The organism is Arthrobacter sp. NPDC056691, from assembly GCF_042791415.1.
GTDB lineage: Bacteria > Actinomycetota > Actinomycetes > Actinomycetales > Micrococcaceae > Arthrobacter.
Window position 1 is genome coordinate 14,309 of record NZ_JBHTXX010000050.1, and the last position, 18,124, is coordinate 32,432.

General features: G+C 67.5%; 12 protein-coding genes. 8 read left to right on the forward strand and 4 right to left on the reverse strand.

The window, feature by feature from the left end; genetic code table 11:
* Positions 1 to 29: 29 nt before the first annotated feature.
* From ACFRAU_RS24910 to ACFRAU_RS24940, 7 genes are all read left to right on the forward strand, one after another.
* Entirely contained in the window at positions 30 to 1,394 is a 1,365-nt protein-coding gene (locus tag ACFRAU_RS24910) for an MFS transporter (RefSeq protein ID WP_377994780.1), read from the forward strand.
* A gap of 148 nt (positions 1,395 to 1,542) precedes the next feature.
* Positions 1,543 to 3,300 (forward strand): dihydroxyacetone kinase family protein, encoded by a 1,758-nt coding sequence (locus ACFRAU_RS24915; RefSeq protein ID WP_378001861.1) that lies wholly within the window; start codon positions 1,543 to 1,545, stop codon positions 3,298 to 3,300.
* The gene (locus tag ACFRAU_RS24920; RefSeq protein WP_378001862.1) at positions 3,297 to 3,767 is read left to right on the forward strand and encodes a ribose-5-phosphate isomerase; all 471 of its coding nucleotides are present in this window, start codon (positions 3,297 to 3,299) and stop codon (positions 3,765 to 3,767) included. The genes ACFRAU_RS24915 and ACFRAU_RS24920 overlap by 4 nt, the downstream gene beginning before the upstream one ends.
* A complete protein-coding gene (locus ACFRAU_RS24925; RefSeq protein ID WP_378001863.1) occupies positions 3,751 to 4,608 on the forward strand; it encodes a triose-phosphate isomerase family protein in 858 nt (285 codons plus the stop codon). The genes ACFRAU_RS24920 and ACFRAU_RS24925 overlap by 17 nt, the downstream gene beginning before the upstream one ends.
* Positions 4,605 to 5,438, forward strand: coding sequence for a sugar phosphate isomerase/epimerase family protein (locus ACFRAU_RS24930; RefSeq protein WP_378001864.1), 834 nt, complete (start codon positions 4,605 to 4,607; stop codon positions 5,436 to 5,438). Before ACFRAU_RS24925 ends, ACFRAU_RS24930 begins: the two co-directional genes overlap by 4 nt.
* A gap of 1 nt (position 5,439) precedes the next feature.
* Positions 5,440 to 6,300, forward strand: a complete 861-nt coding sequence (locus tag ACFRAU_RS24935; protein ID WP_378001865.1) for a phosphogluconate dehydrogenase C-terminal domain-containing protein — start codon at positions 5,440 to 5,442, stop codon at positions 6,298 to 6,300.
* Positions 6,301 to 6,720: 420 nt separating this feature from the next.
* Entirely contained in the window at positions 6,721 to 9,054 is a 2,334-nt protein-coding gene (locus ACFRAU_RS24940; protein WP_378001866.1) for a SulP family inorganic anion transporter, read from the forward strand.
* Positions 9,055 to 9,145: 91 nt separating this feature from the next.
* Here ACFRAU_RS24940 and ACFRAU_RS24945 read toward each other — a convergent pair whose 3' ends face one another.
* From ACFRAU_RS24945 to ACFRAU_RS24960, 4 genes are all read right to left on the reverse strand, one after another.
* Positions 9,146 to 10,471: an MFS transporter gene (locus ACFRAU_RS24945; protein WP_377994787.1), complete on the reverse strand. Its 1,326-nt coding sequence runs from the start codon at positions 10,469 to 10,471 to the stop codon at positions 9,146 to 9,148.
* 89 nt (positions 10,472 to 10,560) lie between these two features.
* Positions 10,561 to 11,301: a FadR/GntR family transcriptional regulator gene (locus tag ACFRAU_RS24950; RefSeq protein WP_377994788.1), complete on the reverse strand. Its 741-nt coding sequence runs from the start codon at positions 11,299 to 11,301 to the stop codon at positions 10,561 to 10,563.
* 77 nt (positions 11,302 to 11,378) lie between these two features.
* A complete protein-coding gene (locus ACFRAU_RS24955; RefSeq protein ID WP_378001867.1) occupies positions 11,379 to 12,740 on the reverse strand; it encodes an NAD(P)H-dependent oxidoreductase in 1,362 nt (453 codons plus the stop codon).
* A 728-nt stretch (positions 12,741 to 13,468) separates the two neighbouring features.
* Complete coding sequence (locus ACFRAU_RS24960; protein WP_378001868.1) at positions 13,469 to 16,921, reverse strand: SNF2-related protein; 3,453 nt, start codon at positions 16,919 to 16,921, stop codon at positions 13,469 to 13,471.
* 249 nt (positions 16,922 to 17,170) lie between these two features.
* Here ACFRAU_RS24960 and ACFRAU_RS24965 point away from each other — a divergent pair, with 249 nt between their 5' ends.
* On the forward strand, positions 17,171 to 18,040 hold the full coding sequence (locus ACFRAU_RS24965; RefSeq protein ID WP_377994791.1) for a hypothetical protein: 870 nt from the start codon (positions 17,171 to 17,173) through the stop codon (positions 18,038 to 18,040).
* The last annotated feature ends 84 nt before the right edge of the window (positions 18,041 to 18,124 follow it).

The following is an 18,124-nucleotide window of genomic DNA, read 5'->3' on the forward strand; positions in this document are numbered from 1 at the left end:
GCCGGGGATACCAACATCTAGGAGTCAATGTGGACACCACACAATCGGTGGTCGAAAGATCTGCAATCAGGAAAGTCGCAATCCGGCTGGTGCCGTTCGTTGCTTTGATGTTCTTCATCAACTACCTTGACCGCACGGCCATCTCCTTCGCCGGCCCCAACGGCATGAACACGGACCTGGCCCTCGGCGCGGCGCAGTTCGGCTTCGCCTCCGGTGTCTTCTTCATCGGCTACATCCTGCTCGAGGTCCCCAGCAACCTGGCGCTGCACAAGTTCGGCGCCCGGCGCTGGCTGGCCCGCATCATGGTCAGCTGGGGCATCGTCTCCCTCCTGTTCACCTGGGTGGGCAACGTTGAGCAGCTCTACATCCTGCGCTTCATCCTCGGTGTGGCCGAGGCCGGCTTCTTCCCCGGCGCCATCCTCTTCCTGAGCCTCTGGGTTCCGGCCCGGCACCGCAGCAAGATCCTCGCCCTGTTCTATCTGGCCCAGCCGCTGACCACCGTCATCGGCGCCCCGCTGGCCGGCCTCCTCATCCAGCAGCACGGCCTCTTCGGCCTCGCCGGCTGGCGCGTCATGTTCTTTGGCGTTGCGGTCCCCGCGATCATCATCGGTGTCATCGCCTGGTTCTACCTGGCAGACTCCCCGGCAAAGGCCAAGTGGCTCACCACTGAAGAAAAGACCTGGCTGACCGGCGCCCTGGAGAAGGAAAAGAACGAAACCGTCGCCAGCAACAAGCACGTCAGCGTCCGCACCGTCTTCGGCAACGGCCGTGTCTGGGTCCTGTCCGCGATCTACTTCGGTTTCATCTACGGCCTCTACGCCCTCGGGTTCTTCCTGCCCACCATCATTGCCGGCTTCGAAGGCCTCTACGGCGCCAAGTTCGATGTCTTCCAGAAGGGGCTCATCACCGCGATCCCGTACCTGCCGGCAGCCTTCGCCCTGTACTTCTGGTCCAAGGACGCCACCAAGCGTGGCGTCAAGACCTGGCACATCGCGGTTCCTGCCCTGGTGGGCGGCCTCAGCATCCCGCTGGCCCTGTTCGCCGGCTCCCCGGCAGCCACCATCGCCGTCATCACCATCACGGCCATGTCCATCTTCGCGGCACTGCCCAACTTCTGGACCGTTCCCACCCAGTTCCTCACCGGTGCTGCAGCCGCGGCCGGCATCGCCCTGATCAACACCATGGGCAACCTGGCGGGCTTCAGTGCCGGCTACATCACCGGCTGGCTCAAGGACTTGACCGGCAGCTACACCGTGCCGATGTTCGTCGTCGGCGGCTTCATGCTCCTGTCCTGCATCCTGATGGTGGCACTGAGCCGCTCCGGCAAGGTCAGCGAGGGCATCGCCGCCGAGGCGCTGGACCCCACCGGCGCTGGACACCACTCCGAGCCCTGACCGCGGGCTCACCCAACTGACTCGCACTAGTTGTCGTTTTGAGCGCCCGTAACGACAACGACTGCCAGTCAGTTGGGCCCCCGGCACCAGTCCCCACCGCCCCGCCAGCCCCACCCGAGATTTCCACTGATAGGTCCAGGAGTTCCGCATGACCCGCTTGTTCAATGAACCCGCAGCGTTCGCTGATGAGATGATCGAGGGCTTTGTTGCCTCGCACGGCCGGTGGGTGCGGCGCGTTTCCGGCGGCGTGGCCCGCAGCACGAAGAGCACCGCGGACACCGTGGCACTGGTGATCGGCGGCGGCTCCGGACACTATCCGGCGTTCGCCGGCTTGGTGGGCCAGGGCCTGGCCCACGGTGCCGCGATGGGAAACCTCTTCGCATCGCCCTCCGCGCAGCAGGTCTACAGCGTGGCCAAAGCCGCCAACAACGGCGCCGGCGTCCTGCTGGGCTATGGCAACTACGCCGGCGACGTCCTGCACTTCACCCAGGCCCAGGACAAGCTCCGCGCCGAGGGCATCGACTGCCGCAGCATCGCCGTCACCGACGACGTCTCGTCCGCGCCGCTGGAGGAGCGCGCCAAGCGGCGCGGCATTGCCGGCGACCTGACGGTGTTCAAGGTCGCGGCCGCCGCCGCCGAGGCCGGCTACGGCATGGACCGCACGGTGGAAATCGCCGAACGCGCCAACGACCGCACGCGCTCCTTCGGCGTCGCGTTCACCGGCTGCACCCTCCCCGGGGCCGAGAACCCGCTGTTCACCGTCCCCGAGGGGCGGATGGCCGTGGGCATGGGCATCCACGGCGAACCCGGCATCGATGAAACAGACATCCCGACGGCGGATGAGCTCGCCGAGCTGCTCGTGGGCAAGCTGCTCACCGAGGTCCCGGACGGCCTTTCCGCGCAAGGCGCCCGCGTGGTCCCGATCCTCAACGGCCTGGGCAGCGTGAAATACGAGGAACTGTTCGTGGTCTACCGCCGCGTCGCCCAGCTCCTCGCCGAGGCCGGCCTGGTAGCCGTTGACCCGCAGGTCGGCGAGCTGGTCACCAGCTTCGACATGGCCGGCACCTCGCTGACCCTGTTCTGGCTGGACGAGGAACTCGAAACCCTCTGGAACGCCCCCGCTGACGCCCCGGCCTTCCGCCGCGGCGCCGTCACGGCCGCTGCCCTAAATGTCGACGAATTGTCCGCCGAAGCGGCAGAAACCGTGGCGATCCCGGAAGCCACCGACGAATCCCGCACGGCAGCCGTCCGGGTGCTGGCAGCGCTGGCCGCCGCCAAGGATGTCATTGACGCCAACGTCGAGGAACTGGGCCGCATCGATGCGATTGCCGGCGACGGTGACCACGGCATCGGCATGGAGCGCGGTGTCCGGGCAGCGGTCGAGGCCGCAACGGACGCCGTCGAACGCGGTGCCGGTGCGGCCACCACCCTGCACCTGGCCGCCGATGCCTGGGCCGACCGGGCCGGCGGCACTTCCGGTGCGCTCTGGGGCATGGCCCTGCGGGCAGTCGGGGATGCGGTCGGGGACAGCAACGCGCCCGACGCCGGCGCTGTCGCCACCGGGGTAACCGGCGCGGCGGCCGCGATCATGGGGTTCGGCAAGGCCAAGGTGGGCGACAAGACCCTCGTGGACGTGCTGGTGCCGTTCCGCGACGCCCTGTCCGCCGGCGCCGGCTCCGGCCAGTCCCTCACCGACGCGTGGGGTGAGGCGGCCACCGTGGCGCAGCGGGCCGCCGAGGAAACCGCCAACCTGCTGCCCCTCATGGGCCGGGCACGCCCGCACGCCGAGAAGAGCCTGGGCACCCCGGACGCCGGCGCCGTATCCATGGCGCTGATCGTCCGCGCCATCCACAACACCTTCGCCGAGGCGAAAGCTGCGGCAACCACCACTAAGGAGAACGCATGAGCGCCAAACTGCGCCTGGTCGTCGGTTCCGACGACGCCGGATTCGAGTACAAGGAAGCCCTGAAGGCCGACCTGGAAGCCAGTGACCTGGTTGAGTCCGTGCAGGACGTCGGGGTGGACGCCACCAGCCACACCCCCTACCCGTCCGTGGCCATCGCCGCCGCCGAACTCATCGCCGCCGGCAAGGCCGACCGGGCCCTGCTGGTGTGCGGCACGGGCCTGGGCGTGGCGATCGCGGCGAACAAGGTCCCCGGCATCCGCGCCGTCACCGCGCACGACAGCTTCTCCGTTGAGCGCTCGGTCCTGAGCAACAACGCCCAGGTGCTGACCTTCGGCCAGCGCGTCGTCGGCCTGGAACTCGCCCGCCGGCTCGCCAAGGAATGGCTGACGTACACCTTTGACGAGTCCTCGGCCTCCGCCGAGAAGGTCACCCTGATTAAGGACTATGAAGGTGTCACTTCCTGCTAATCCCGCCGCACCCAACGCTGCCGGCCTGACTCAGCCGCGGGCGATCATCGGCGTCAGCCTGAAGATGTACTTCGGCTACGAGCGAACCCTGGACTGGTGCCGGGACGTGGCCGAGGTCGCTTCGGCCCACCCGGCCGTCCGCAGCGGCGACATTGAACTGTTCGCCCTGCCGGCCCACCCGGTGCTGCCCGAGTGCGCGCGGATCCTGTCCGCCTCCGGGGCCGCAGCCGGCGCCCAGGACATCTTCTGGGAGGACGAAGGCGCCTTCACCGGCGAGGTCAGCGGCAAGATGGTGGCCGAAACCGGTGGCCGGTACGCCGAGGTAGGCCACGCCGAGCGGCGCCGCATCTTCGGCGAGGATGACGACGTGATCGGGCTGAAGACCGCTGCGGCCTACCGCAACGGCCTCACCCCGGTGCTGTGCGTGGGCGAACCCGAGCGCGGCACCGCTGCAGACGCCATCAAGCACTGCATCCGCGAACTCGACGGCGTCCTGAACCGTGCCGGAAGCCTCGGCAGCACCGGACGCACCATCGTGGCCTACGAGCCGCAGTGGGCCATCGGCGCAGCCGAACCGGCGTCGCCCGAGTTCATCAGCGAGGTCATCACCGGACTGGACGCCCACCTGCGCAGCCGCCCGGGCCAGGAATGCAGCCGGGTCATTTACGGCGGCAGCGCCGGACCCGGCCTCATCAGCCAGCTGGGCCCCGCCGTCGCCGGACTGTTCCTGGGCCGCTTCGCCCACAACCCGTCAGCGGTGCGGGACATCCTGGATGAGGCCGCGGCCAGGCTCGGCCTGCTGGAACCCGCTCTGCTGGCACCAGTTGGAGGCCGGGCATGAACGCCACGGCTGGCCCGGCACCCGTTGGCCAGGGCTCAAGGATTGGCCTGAGCAGCTACGCCTTCTTCTGGCAGCTTTCGGACCGGGTTTCCCGTCCGCTGAGCATCCACGAGGCCCTGGAGCGGACCGCGGCACTGGGCGTGGACCTGTTCCAGATCTGCGACTACGCGCCGCTGGAAACCATGACCGACGACGAACTTAAGGCCGTGCGGGCCACCGCCGACTCGCTCGGGATCAGCCTCGAGCTGGGCACCAAGGGCATCCGGGCCGAGCACCTGCGGAAGTTCCTGCGCATCGCCAGGATCCTGGGCGCGCCGCTGCTGCGGACCATGTTCAACGTCCCGGGCCACACCCCGACAGCGGACGAGGCGGTGGAAATCTTCACCGGGGTCCTGCCCGAGTTCAAGGCTGCCGGGGTGCGGATCGCGGTGGAGACCTACGAACAGGTCCCCACCGCCCGGATCCTGGAGGTAGTGGAGCGCGTCGGCAGCCTGTACCTGGGCGTGTGCAGCGACCCGGCCAATACCGTGGCGGCCCTGGAGTCGCCGCGTGAGGTGATTGACGCCGTCGCGCCCCATGTTTTGAACATGCACATCAAAGACTTTGCGTTCAGCCGCAAGGAGGGGTGGGTCGGGTTTACATACTCCGGCGCGCCGCTCGGGGAAGGCCTTCTGGACTATGACTACATGGCCCGGAAGTTCCAGCCCAAAGAAAGAAATATTAACCAGATCGTCGAACACTGGCTGCCGTGGCAGGACTCCGAGGACGAAACCATCCGCCTCGAAAACCAGTGGACCCAGCAAAGCCTCGATTTCCTAAGGAGCAAATGAAATGTCTGCAGAACAGTTGACCGTCGCCGTTATCGGAGCCGGAGGCAAGATGGGGATGCGCGTTTCCCGTAACCTCCAGAAGTCCAGCCACACCGTGTTCTACTCCGAGAACTCACCCGCCGGCCAGGACCGCGTCCGCGCCGAAGGCCGTGAAATCACCGCCACCGACGAGGCCGTCAAGGGCGCCGACGTCGTAATCCTCGCCGTTCCGGACACCGTCCTGGGCATCGTGTCCGAAGGCGTCGTCCCGCAGATGAAGTCCGGCGCCATCCTGCTCACCCTGGACCCGGCTGCCGCCTACGCCGGCCTGCTGGCCAAGCGCGACGACGTCGTCCAGGCCGTGGCCCACCCCTGCCACCCGTCCGTGTTCCTGGAGCGCACCACCAAGGAAGAATGGGCGGACACCTTCGGCGGCGAGGGCGCCCCGCAGAATGTTGTCGCCGCGATCGACGAGGACGCTTCCGCGGACACCAAGGCGGCCGCCGAGGCCACCATCCGGGTCATCTACGCCCCCGTGATCGACGTCCACTGGGTCACCGTGAAGCAGCTCGCCATCCTCGAGCCCACCCTCGTGGAGACCGTGGCCTGCATGATCGGCACCCTGCTCAACGAGGCGCTGCACGAGACCGTCCACACCGCCGGCGTGCCCGAGGAAGCGGCCAAGGCCATGCTGTTCGGCCACGTGCAGATCGCCCTCACCAACGCCCTGCGCGGCTCCAACCCGTTCTCCGAGGCCTGCGAAATTGCCATCCAGTACGGCAAGAACACCATCATCAAGGACGACTGGAAGAAGATCTTCGACGACTCCGAGCTCGACCACGTCATCGCCAAGATGCTGAAGTTGGACGCCGTCAAGCGCTAAGGCGGTCAGCCGCTCAGCGCCTTTAGCCGGCACTGGCCCAAAACAGCAGTGGATCCATCCCGCGGGGATGGATCCACTGCTGTTTAACAGACCTTCATCAGCCGAAGCGGGCATCGCCGCCCACGGCCGGGGATCCGCCGTCGGAATTTATTTTTCGGGTGAACGCGCGGTCACCCGCGGCCCGGGCCATGTGACTTGAACGGCGGCCGTTTTTCCTGGCCGGCGGCGAGCCCCTGTGCCATGGGGAACACCGGACCGCGAGGCGGCGGAGGCTTTATGCAAACGAATGGATTAGTGCACTAGTTTTCGCATTATGTCCGGCCTGACCTCGTGTTTCTTCTCACGGGCGGGTACTCTTGCGGCCCCTATCGGGGCGTCAATAGCGTGGATAAGGACCCTTCGAACGAGCTAAGGACTTATATGCCCTCGCCAGCCGCCACGGATCCAGACCACATTCACCCCGGCAGGAGCCGGATACCAGTCTTGGCACGCCTGACATCCGGCCTCCGCTGGGACCTTCCGGCTTCCCTCGTGGTGTTCCTCGTTGCCGTTCCGCTGTCGCTCGGCATTGCTGCGGCGTCGGGCGCACCGGTCATGGCCGGATTGATCGCGGCTGCGGTCGGCGGCATCGTGGCCGGCAGCCTGGGCGGTGCGCCGCTGCAAGTGAGCGGCCCGGCTGCGGGCCTGACAGTCATCGTCGCCGGCCTCATTGAGCAGTTCGGCTGGCCCGTCACCTGCGCCATCACCGTGGCGGCCGGCGTCCTGCAGGTGCTGCTGGGCATGGCCAGGGTGGGACGGGTAGCCCTCGCCATCGCACCCGTCGTCGTGCACGCCATGCTTGCCGGGATCGGCATCATCATCGTCCTGCAGCAGCTGCACGTGATGCTCGGCGCCGAAGCGGGCGAAGCCGCGCTGCAGAACATCATGGCGCTGCCGGACAGCCTGGCCGCCGTCGACCCCCAGGCCGCCTTTCTGGGTGCTGTGGTGATCGCACTGCTCATCGGGTGGAAGTACATGCCGGCGGCCATCCGGCGGGTGCCGGGACCGCTCGTCGCCGTGGTGGCAGCCACGCTGCTGTCGCTGCCGTTCAATTCCGACGTCGACCGGATCACCTTTGACGGTTCGCTGCTGGACGCCCTCTCCCTTCCGCACCTGCCGCAGGGGGAGTGGACCGCTATCGCGGTGGGCGTTGTCACCATCGCCCTGGTGGCGAGCGTGGAGTCGCTGCTGTCCGCCGTAGCCGTCGACAAGATGCACCACGGCGAGCGCACTGACTTCAACCGCGAGCTCCTCGGCCAGGGCGCCGCCAACGTGACCTCGGGCATGCTGGGCGGGCTTCCCGTCACCGGCGTGATCGTCCGCAGCGCCACCAACGTGGAGGCCGGGGGACGGACCCGCAAGTCTGCCATCCTGCACGGCATCTGGGTTCTCGTCTTTTCCCTGCTGCTGGCCGGAGTCATCCAGCTGGTGCCCGAGGCCGTGCTGGCCGGGCTGCTCATCATGATCGGCATCAGGCTCGTGAAGGTGGCCGATTTCCAGACGGCGCGCATCACCGGTGACCTGGCCGTCTACGCCGCCACGCTGCTCACGGTGGTCTTCGTCAACCTTCTGGCCGGCGTCCTGATCGGGCTCGCCCTGGCCGTGCTGCTGGTCGTCTGGCGCGTGGTCCGTGCAAGCATCCACGCGGAGCCTCTCGGCCCGGCAGCCGAAGGCCGGTGGCGGGTGGTCATCGACGGCTCCTGCACGTTTTTGTCGCTTCCCCGCCTGAGCAAGGTGCTGGCCGCGGTGCCGCCGGCGTCGCACGTCACGGTGGAGCTCGACGTCGACTACCTGGACCACCCGGTCCACGACACCCTGGAGGCCTGGCGCGTCCGGCACGCCAGCAACGGCGGCAGCGTCGAGATCGAGGAAACCGGCACCGCCACCCTCCACGCAGCCCAGGCGGGAACTCCCGCACGCGGGTCATCGCGCTCGGCGCTGCGGGGCGGGTTTGCGCCATGGCGGAGCTGGCAGCGGGACAGCTCGCCGCTGGCGGTCGACGCGTCCGGACATGTCCCGGCCCCGGTGCGCTCGGTCCTCAACGGCGTGGACAGCTACCACCGCCGGCACGCCCACCTGCTGCGTCCGCACGTCGAGGAGCTGTCCACCTTCCAGGACCCCGACACGCTGTTCATCACCTGCGCCGACTCCCGGCTGGTGCCCAACCTGATCACCAGCAGCGGCCCGGGGGACCTGTTCACGGTCCGGAACGTGGGCAACGTGGTGGGGAGCGGCCGGCTGGAACCGTCGGTCGAGGCATCCCTGAAGTTCGCCCTCGACGAGCTTTCCGTCACCTCAGTGGTGGTCTGCGGCCACTCCGGCTGCGGTGCCATGACCGCGCTGCTCGCCGGCCCGGCCCCGGACCGGAAGCCAGAGGGCAAGAGCCCGGCAGGCGGGGTGGATCGTTGCCCGGTCGACTCCTGGCTGGACCACGGCCGGCCGAGCCTGGAAGCGTTCCAGGCCGGCCATCCCGTCCAGGTCGCCGCGGAGCAGGCCGGGTACGGCGCGGTGGACCAGCTGGCCATGGTCAACGTTGCCGTCCAGCTCGAGCGGCTGCAGCAGCACGCCAGCCTGCAGGACGCCGCCCGGAGCGGTGAGGTCCACGTGACGGGCCTGTTCTATGACATCGCCACGGCCCGGGTCCTGCAGGTCACGGCCACCGGCATCAGCCACCTGGATCCGCTGCCGCGGGCCGAGGAACTGTCCCCGGCCTGACGGCACCTGAGGCACAAGCACGCTGGTCCTTAAAGCAAGATGGTCCCGGGCAGGAAATTCCTGCCCGGGACCATCGCTCTTTGTTGGGCCCTTACTTGCCGGACCCTATCAGCGCATCGACCTCGTTCTTTTCGCGGCTGCTCCAGGTCTCCCTGGTTGCCAGCGCTGCGATGAGCCCGATGGCCCCGCAGGCAATGTAGACGATGGACACTCCGCTCCAGCCCCAGGCCGCTGCCGTGGCTGCGGCGATCAGCGGGATGAACCCGGAGATGGCGGCGGAGAACTGGTAGCCGATCGAGGCCCCGGAGGTGCGGGTGTTGGCGTTGAACAGTTCGGAGAACCAGGCGCCCTGGGCCCCGGCCAGCATGTCGTGGAGCACCGGCAGGCCGACGACGTAGACCAGCACGATCAGGAACGGGACAGCGGTGTTGACCATGAGGAACATGGGGAATCCGAACAGGATGATTCCAGCGCAGCCGGCGAGGTAGAGCTTGCGGCGTCCGATGCGGTCCGTCAGCCGGCCCCACAGGATGGTGGCGGCGACGCCGATGGCGGCCGCGAGCACCAGGCCGGTCAGGCCCACCTGCCGGTCAACGATCTTGTTCGTGCTGATGTAGGAGAGCAGGTAGGTGACGATGACGTAGAAGCCGCCGGATTCAGCCAGGCGTAGTCCGATGACGCGGAGGATGTTCCGCCAGTCGTCCTTGATGACGGTCAGCAGCGGGTTCTTGACGAGTTCGCCGCGGGCCTTGGTTTCCTCGAACTCGGGGGACTCGCTGACCTTCATGCGGATGATGATGCCTGCAATGATCAGGATGGAGCTTGCCAGGAACGGCACCCGCCAGGACCATTCGTTGTTCCAGCCCGTGGTGCCGAGGAACACGAGGTTTGCCAGCAGCAGGCCGAGCGGGACGCCTGCCTGCGGGATGCCGGTGTACTGCCCGCGCTTGCGCCATGGGGCGTGCTCGAAGGTCATCATGATGGCCCCGCCCCATTCGGCGCCGAAGGCCAGGCCCTGGACAATGCGGATGGCCACGAGCAGGATCGGTGCCAGGACACCCACCTGCTGGTAGGTGGGCAGGACGCCAATGAGGAACGTGGCCGCGCCCATCACCAGCAGCGCACCTACGAGGACAGGCTTCCGGCCGTATTTGTCGCCGAGGTAGCCGCCGACCAGGCCGCCGAGGGGACGCATGGCGAAGCCCACGGCCAGGGTGGCGAACGCGAGCAGCGTGGCGGCGAGGGGATCCTGGCCAGGGAAGAAGGCGCTGCCGAAGTACAGGGCCGCCGCCGTTCCGTAGGCGAGGAAATCGTAGTTTTCAATGGTCGTGCCGACGGCGCTGCCGATGGCGACCTTCAGTTTGTCCGGTGATCCGTGTTCCGCCTGCTGGGCGTGCGTCTGCGTGAGGGTACTCATCGCGTTCATATCTCCTTCGATATGGGACAGGTTGCTTCCTGCCCCTGCGGTTGCCGCAGGCGCTGTCCCCGGTGGACACCGGTGGGGTGTCACTGGGGCTTGTGTAGAGCCTTGGCGTTTTCAATGTTGTAAAAGCTGCGGATGTGGTCACCCACGGCCCGCCGGGCCTTGTCGGCTTCCTTCCGGCGGATCGCGGCAAGGATTTCGCGGTGTTCGCTGCGGACCACCTTGGCCGTTTCCCGCCAGTTCTCCAGCCGGGCGTACGCCTCGATCATCTGGCGGTTGATGGCCGTCCGGAGGGAGCCCATCAGGTGCGCTGTGAGGGAGTTGCCGGTGGATTCGGCGATCCGCACATGGAAGGCAGCATCCAGCCGGTTGAACTCGGCGGTGGAGATCTCCGGGTCCTCCATCTGGTCGAGGATCTGCTCCAGTTCCGCCAGGTCCTCCTCGGTCGCCCGCTGGGCGGCCTCCTCGCAGCACCAGGTTTCGAGGGCGATCCTGGTCTCCAGTACTTCGGTGTGGTCGAACTGGCCGAGCGCGAGCTGGAGTTTGAGGAGGTTGATGAACCCTGATCCGGGTTCATCAACCAGGACTGCGCCGCCGTCGGCACCCCCGCCGGGGCGGATGTCGACGATGCCCAGTGCCTCAAGGACCCTGAGCGATTCCCGCAGGGACGGGCGGGAAACGTTCAGGAGGGCGGACAGGTCCCGCTCGCTGGGGAGCTTGTCCCCGGCCTTGAGCCTGCCGTCCAGGATGCGTTCCTCTATCTGGGCCATGACCTGTTCGTAGGTACGGACCCGCTGTACCGGTTCCCATGCTTCTGCGCTCATGCCGATCACCTCTTTGATTTGTCTGCCGGCGGCAGAGGGCCGCGGCACTTTCATCGTAGTTGCTCGGCCTGACCGTCTTACCGCTGCGGCTGCAGGAGCTCGGCGCGGGCCTCGTTCTCAAGCTGGCGCCGGATCTGGACGGCAAGCAGGCTCTCGTCGGTGTCGACGTCGTCCCAGGAAACGGTGCGGTCCTTGGGGACGTCGCGCTTGAGCTTCATGCCGTGGGCCAGGCCCAGGGGCAGGGCGTTGCGCTCCAGCGAGATGTGCGCCGGGGCCAGCTTGCCGAAGGCGGTGTAGCCACCTTCGCCGTCGAGTATTTCACCGGCCTTGAGGTCTTTCTTGGCGGTGGTCACGACGTCGCCGCGGAAACCCGTGGGGGCGCCGGTGGCTTCCCCGCGGAGCACGGCGGAGGCGATGCTGACTCCCAGCTCCAGGCCGATCATGTGGTACGGCCGGTAGAGCGAGCCGTAGCGGCCGGTGGGGTCGGTCTTCACGCCGTATTCCGCGAAGCACTGCACGGCGTAGTCCGTCTTGGCCTCGAAGGTGACATAGACACCCCAGCGCAGGTCGCGGTCCACCTCGGTGCCGTCCCGGTTGAGGCTTGAGGCGATTTCCACGGTACCGCGGCGCGTCAGCATGCCTCCGACGGACTTTTCGCGGTAGACGTTCGGAAGGTCGTCGACGCCGGCCGGCGGGAAGAAGAGCCCCTCGTCCTGGGGCGTGAGTCCGGTGCCGTTGGCGACGGCGGCCATCTCGATGGCGGACTTGGTGCCGTCCAGGAACGAGTTGAACATCTTCGGGTTGAAGTCCCCGCTGGCGAGCTGCTCGTCGGTGAAACCGTAGTAGTTCCAGACCGTGTCCGGAGTGGAGTAATTGTATTCGGGCAGGTACTTGGTGCCCTTGCCGGCGGCCACGACATCGAAGCCCACCGTGCGGCACCAGTCGACCATTTCGCAGATCAGGGCGGGCTGGTCGCCGTATGCCATGGAGTAGACGACGCCGGCGGCCTCGGCGCGCCGCTGGAGAAGCGGGCCCACCATGCAGTCGGCCTCGACGTTGACCATGATGATGTGCTTGCCGTTGTCGATGCTCTGCACGGCGTGTGCGGTGCCGACGATGGGGTTGCCCGTCACCTCGAGGATGACCTCGACCTGCGGCTGCTGGATCAGGTCTGCGGAGCTGTCGGTCACGAAGGTGGTGCCGTTGCGCAGTGCCTCGGCAAAGCTGCCGGCAGCATAGCGCTCGGTCGGCCAGCCGGTCCGCTGCAGTGCGCCCCTGGCCTTGGGGACATCGATATCGGCAACGCCTACGACGTGGATGCCCTCGGAGTTGAGGGCCTGGGTGAGGAACATCGAGGCGAACTTGCCCGCACCGATGACGCCGACCCGGATGGGGCCCTGGGTTGCGGTTCTCTTTTGCAGGAGCGAATAGAGGTTCATGTACTACTTCCTCGTAGCGGCTGTTGTGGATGATGGTTAGTTGGTCTGACCATCTGATGTTGCAACCTTCCCATGGGGCCGGCGAATGTGTCAAGCGTCACTGCCGCGGCGGGTGCGCGGCCGCCGCGGGGCCGTGCTGCGTAGTCGCGAGTGCTGCGCGCGGCAAAGACGGGTAGTCACCCCCCGTGACTTACCTGGCCGGGCGCCGTTGAATGGTCTGACACTCATCGGGGTACGGGGAAGAGCACAGGCAGCAGTTCAGGAGACAGCACAAGCGACGGAGGAGATGGCATGGACGGGAGCAGGCCATGAGTTCCGGACTGGCGTCAGCCGTACAGTTCGCCGGGTCCCTGCCGGGGTCCATCCTGCTGACGCTCGGGCAGGCCCTCGTGGTGGTGTGTGCCTGTTCGGACATGGTCCGGCTGCTGTCCGTGCCGCGCTCCCACCGGCGGTACCTGGCCAACACTGTCTTTCGCACCCTGGCCCCGCCGGCGATCCTGGCCACCGCGGTTAGGGCGCTTCTCGACGCTGCCGCCGGCGTCTGGCCCAACGTCCCAGCCGGGATGTTCGTACTGGTGGTGCTGATCTACCGATGGCGCACCGACACCGACGAGGACAGCTGGTGGAAGGGCAAAGGCAAGGCCCTGACGCGGTGGCTCAGCAGGCGGACCGCCCTCGGGCTTCGGCCCGCCCCGGCCGCAGCGATGGCTGCGTCAGCCGCGAACCCGTCAGTCGTTGAAGAGCCCCGCCAGGTCCTCGGCCGTGAGCGCGCCGCCCGAGAGGGCGTCCCCTTCCATCACGTCGGCGAACAGCTGGGACTTCTTGGCCTTCAGCGCCATGACCTTTTCCTCGATGGTGTCCTTGGCCACCAGCCGGTACACCATGACGTTCCTGGCCTGGCCGATGCGGTGCGTCCGGTCCACCGCCTGCGCCTCTGACGCCGGATTCCACCACGGGTCAAGCAGGAACACGTAATCAGCCTCGGTGAGGTTGAGGCCGAACCCGCCGGCCTTGAGGCTGATCAGGAACACCGGCGCCGTGCCGTTCTTGAACTCGTTGACGACGTCGGAACGGTTCCGGGTGCCGCCGTCGAGATAGCAAAACTCAATGTTCTCTTCGGTGAGGCGCTCGCGGACCTTGCCCAGGAAGCCGGTGAACTGGCTGAAAATGAGGGCGCGGTGGCCCTCGGCCACGAGGTCCTGCAGCTGCTCGAACAGCACGTCCAGCTTGCTGGACCGCACGCCGGACAGGGACTCATCCACGAGCGTTGCGTCCAGGCTGAGCTGGCGCAGCAGCGTCAGCGACTGGAAAATGGTGAAGCGGTTCTTGTTCACGTCCTCGATGAGGCCCAGGATCTTCTGCCGCTCGCGCTGCAGGTGGGTCTGGTAGACCTTCTGGTGGCGCGGGTTGAGCACCACCTCCAGGATCTGTTCCTGCTTGGGCGGCAGGTCCTTGATGACCTGCTCCTTGGTGCGGCGCATCATCAGCGGACGGACCCGACGGCGGAGCTTGTCCAGTTGCCCCCGGTCACCGTTCTTCTCCACCGGCTTCTGGTAGTACTCGGCGAACCGTGAAGGGCTCGCGAACAGCCCCGGCGCCACGATGGAGGTCAGGGCCCAGAACTCCATGAGGTTGTTCTCCAGCGGCGTGCCCGTGATGGCAAGCTTGAACGCGGCCGGAAGCTTGCGGGCGCACTGGTAGGCCTTGGACTGGTGGTTCTTCACGAACTGGGCCTCGTCCAGCACCAGCCCGGCCCAGCGCTGTCCCGCATAGGACTCGTAGTCGATCCTGAACAGCGCGTAGGACGTGATGACGATGTCCGCCCCGGCCATGGCCCCGGCGGGATCGGCGCCGCTCTTGGCGAACGTCTCGCCCACGGCGCGGACGGTCAGGCCGGGCGCGAACCGGGCGGCCTCGGCTTCCCAGTTGCCCACGACGCTGGTGGGGGCCACCACCAAAAAGGGCGTCCCGCCGTCGTTCCCTGATTTGGGGTCCGCTGTTGCCGCGCCCGGTGTCTTTGCGTCCCCTTCCGTAACGTCCGCGGAAGTTGCGGCGTGTTCCTTGGCTGCGCACATCAGGGCCAGCGCCTGGACAGTCTTTCCCAGGCCCATGTCGTCCGCGAGCACGCCGCCGAGGCTGTGGCGGTACAGGAAGCTCAGCCAGTTGTAGCCCTCCAGCTGGTACGGGCGCAGCTCGGCGTTGAGGGTGGCCGGGAGCGGCAGGCCCTGGACGCCGTCCGCCAGCAGCCCGCCCACCGCCGCGCGCCAGGCGGACGCCTGCTCGTCCACGATCCCCAGCTGGGCAAGTTCATCCCACAGGCCGGCCTGGAAGCGGCTGATCTGCAGCGGGGCGTCCTTGTCGCCGGGGTTGTCCTGAAGCGAGCGGGCCTCATCGATCAGCGCCCGCAGCTGGTGCAGCTCCGGCAGGTCGAGGGAGAAATACGCGCCGCTGGGCAGCAGCATGCGCGTCTGCCCGGCGGCGAGGGCGGAGAACAGGGCAGCGAAGGAAACCGGCTGGCCCTCGAGGGTGATCACGATGCCGAGGTCGAACCAGTCGCGCTGGTCGGTGGCTTTCGTGGAGATGGCCACCACCGGGGCTTCCTCGGCCTCCCGGTAGTCCGCGATGTCGCCGGAGGTGTCCACGTCGACGCCGGGCGTGTTCCGCAGCCGGGGGAGCACCTCCTCCGTGAAGGCCAGGGTGTCCAGCCCGCTCAGCTCCGCGGTGGCCGCGAGCCGCGGCGTGCCCCAGCCGCCGCTGGCCGACTCGCCCAGCTTGGGCACCACGTCCCACGGCTGGCCCACGGCCTCCAGGATCCGGGCCTCGGCCGGATCGTCACGGTAGCCATGGTCGCCGGGGTGGCGCCAGAGCGGCTGCGCGGTGACGATGGTGCCGGACTTGTAGTGCCACTCCCAGTGCAGGCGCACCTTGTGGTCGGTGCCGTAGTTGGCCAGCAGCGACAGTGTCGGGATGGCGAGCTCGGGCAGCTCGACGGACTCGTCCGCCGCCGTCACGCGCGCGGTCTGCTTGAGCTTGGGGTAGAACCCGGTCAGGAAGCGGCCTTCATCCCGTTTTGGGATGTGCAGCGTGTTGCCCGCCGTGACGAAGGCCAGCAGCTCCTCGCTCAGTCCGCTCTCCAGCGGGGCAAGCGTGATGGTCTCGTCCGCGGCGACGCCCGGCAGCGAGTCCCCGCTGGACGTGAGGAAAATACCGTGGGCCGGGCGGCCGATGGTGCCCACCGACGCCGGATCAACCTCGGTGCCGTCGACCGTGATGGTGGACGCGAGCTCCAGGCCCCCGTCCTGGGTGCCGCTTCCGTAGCGGCCCAGGTTCAGGCCCACCGCCGCAGGCTCCGCAGCCACGTTCACGGGCTCCTGGCCGCGGCTGTGCACCAGGGCGACGCCGAGCTGCCGGGCTTCCTCCAGCAGGCCCCACAGGTTCTTTCCGGCGAAGGTGTTCAGCCCCAGCCAGAGGGACGACGACGAGTACGCCCGGCTGGCGCCGGCGGTGTGCGCCGCGAGGAAGGTCTGCATCCACTCCACGTGGGCCTGGTTGCACTCGCGTTTGAAGCTCAGGTAGCTCAGGGTGTTCCACGAGACGTCGCCGCGGATCCATTTGCCCTTGGCGCCCATGATGACAGGGCGGGCCTTGAGCTGGCGGACGCTCCGGAGCGGATCCCGGCGGCCTGTGTAGGAGAAGTGCGGGGCCGGTTCCTCCACCTCGAACTGCAGGGCCAGGGGTGTGCCGCCGCTTTGCTGGGCAGGGCCGGCCTGCGAAATCAGGGGGCTGAGCGCCTGCTCCCAGTCCGAGAGTGCCGGCACCGACTTTTCCCGCGACACCCTCGAGGCGTCGGCGGGGGACAGGAGCTGCACCCGCACGGCCGCATTGTCTTCGGCCGCGAACAGGAGCGCGGCCACATGCTTGCAGTCCTTGCGGACCGGGCAGCTGCAGACCCCCACCGTGCAGCTCCAGCCGCCGCCCTTCCGGACCAGCTTGGCCGTGGTGGAGTACGGCACTTCGGAGCCGCCCCGGACCTTGCCGAGCATCAGGCCGGTGGCGGCGTCGAACGAGATCCCGGAGACACGGCCGCCCATGGCATAGGCGAGCCCGGCCGCGAGGGAGCGGTCGTTGATCGCGGGGGTCTGGATTGCCAGTGCCGCACTGTCGTCCGGTTGGGAAGGCATGGGTGCGCGCTACTTTCGGCAGGTCGAAAATCTGCAGGTTATCTGATCCATCTTAGTCGGGCGGGAGGGGCCCTCAAATTTGCCGCCGCCCGCCGTCGTTCCCTGCTGTTTTGTCCTGCGGTTGTCCCCACGGGTGATGCGGCGCAAACTTCGCCTGACGTTCATTTCGCCCTAAACCTGCGGGCGCGCAGCGGCGCGTACGTTGGGAGAGTCCTGAGCATCACCGGCTTTCTGCAGTAAGGATTTCCCATGACTTCCAGCGAATACCCCGTTGTCCTGACCGTCGAAGGCGCCGCGGGCGGCGACAGTGCCAATGACGCAGAGACCGTCGATTCCAACGTTGCCGTGGTGAACGCCATGTACCAGGAGCTCCTCGGTTCGGGTGAAATCGCGCCCAGCGCCCTGCGCAGCTATTTCGTGGACTTTTATCTGACTCAGTCCCTCGGCGGCGGCTTTGCGCAGTATGTGTTCACCGCCCCGGACCGTGAGGAGCTCGACGCTTACATCCGCGAGGGCCTGGAAGGCATGGGCGCCGCCGGGCACGTTGACCTCTTCGACCGCACCGTGGAGGCGTTCGACTCCCTGTCCGAGGAGGAAGCGGACATCTACCTGGACGGCGCGGCCGACGCAGGGGAGGACAGCGAGCTGCCCGAACGCGTGCAGGCCATGGAGGACCTCGACGCCGAATTCGAATCGCTCCTCGAAACGGAGGACATCGTGGCCCTCAACGCGGCGTGGCTGCGCGGTCAGGAGGGCCTGCTGGTCCTGAACGACGACGAGATCACCGCACACATCGCCAAGCGCGTGGCGGCGCTGCCGGACCTCGAAGAGCGGCGCGCCGAGGCCGAGGAAGAGGCCCTGGAGAACGCCCCGGAATTCGAGGTGATCATCCGCGAACTGTGCGACATCGCCGGATACGAGCTGCAGAAAATCACCATGGGCGACCCGAACTACGACCACAACGGTGAAACGGTGCTCGCCTGGCGCTTCAGCACCGACCACGGCGACTTCCTCATGATCGAGGACGATGACGAGGCCTTCATGCTCAACCCGGAGACCAAGGAAATCGTGGCCGCCGTCGAGTTTGAGGAGCTGGACGAGGACCTCGTAGAGGCGTAGCGCAGAGCGGGCCGGCCGGCGGTTGCCGGCGCCGCCCGGCCCCCCCGGGGGGGGCCGAGTTGTTGGGGTTGGTAGTGGTTTTTT

Excerpts from the sequence above, each read along its gene's own strand:
- ACFRAU_RS24930 (WP_378001864.1), top strand. The coding sequence starts at position 4,605 with ATGAACGCCACGGCTGGCCCGGCACCCGTTGGCCAGGGCTCAAGGATT.
- ACFRAU_RS24955 (WP_378001867.1), bottom strand. The coding sequence starts at position 12,740 with ATGAACCTCTATTCGCTCCTGCAAAAGAGAACCGCAACCCAGGGCCCC.
- ACFRAU_RS24915 (WP_378001861.1), top strand. The coding sequence starts at position 1,543 with ATGACCCGCTTGTTCAATGAACCCGCAGCGTTCGCTGATGAGATGATC.
- ACFRAU_RS24935 (WP_378001865.1), top strand. The coding sequence starts at position 5,440 with ATGTCTGCAGAACAGTTGACCGTCGCCGTTATCGGAGCCGGAGGCAAG.
- ACFRAU_RS24950 (WP_377994788.1), bottom strand. The coding sequence starts at position 11,301 with ATGAGCGCAGAAGCATGGGAACCGGTACAGCGGGTCCGTACCTACGAA.
- ACFRAU_RS24920 (WP_378001862.1), top strand. The coding sequence starts at position 3,297 with ATGAGCGCCAAACTGCGCCTGGTCGTCGGTTCCGACGACGCCGGATTC.
- ACFRAU_RS24940 (WP_378001866.1), top strand. The coding sequence starts at position 6,721 with ATGCCCTCGCCAGCCGCCACGGATCCAGACCACATTCACCCCGGCAGG.
- ACFRAU_RS24945 (WP_377994787.1), bottom strand. The coding sequence starts at position 10,471 with ATGAGTACCCTCACGCAGACGCACGCCCAGCAGGCGGAACACGGATCA.
- ACFRAU_RS24965 (WP_377994791.1), top strand. The coding sequence starts at position 17,171 with ATGACTTCCAGCGAATACCCCGTTGTCCTGACCGTCGAAGGCGCCGCG.
- ACFRAU_RS24960 (WP_378001868.1), bottom strand. The coding sequence starts at position 16,921 with ATGCCTTCCCAACCGGACGACAGTGCGGCACTGGCAATCCAGACCCCC.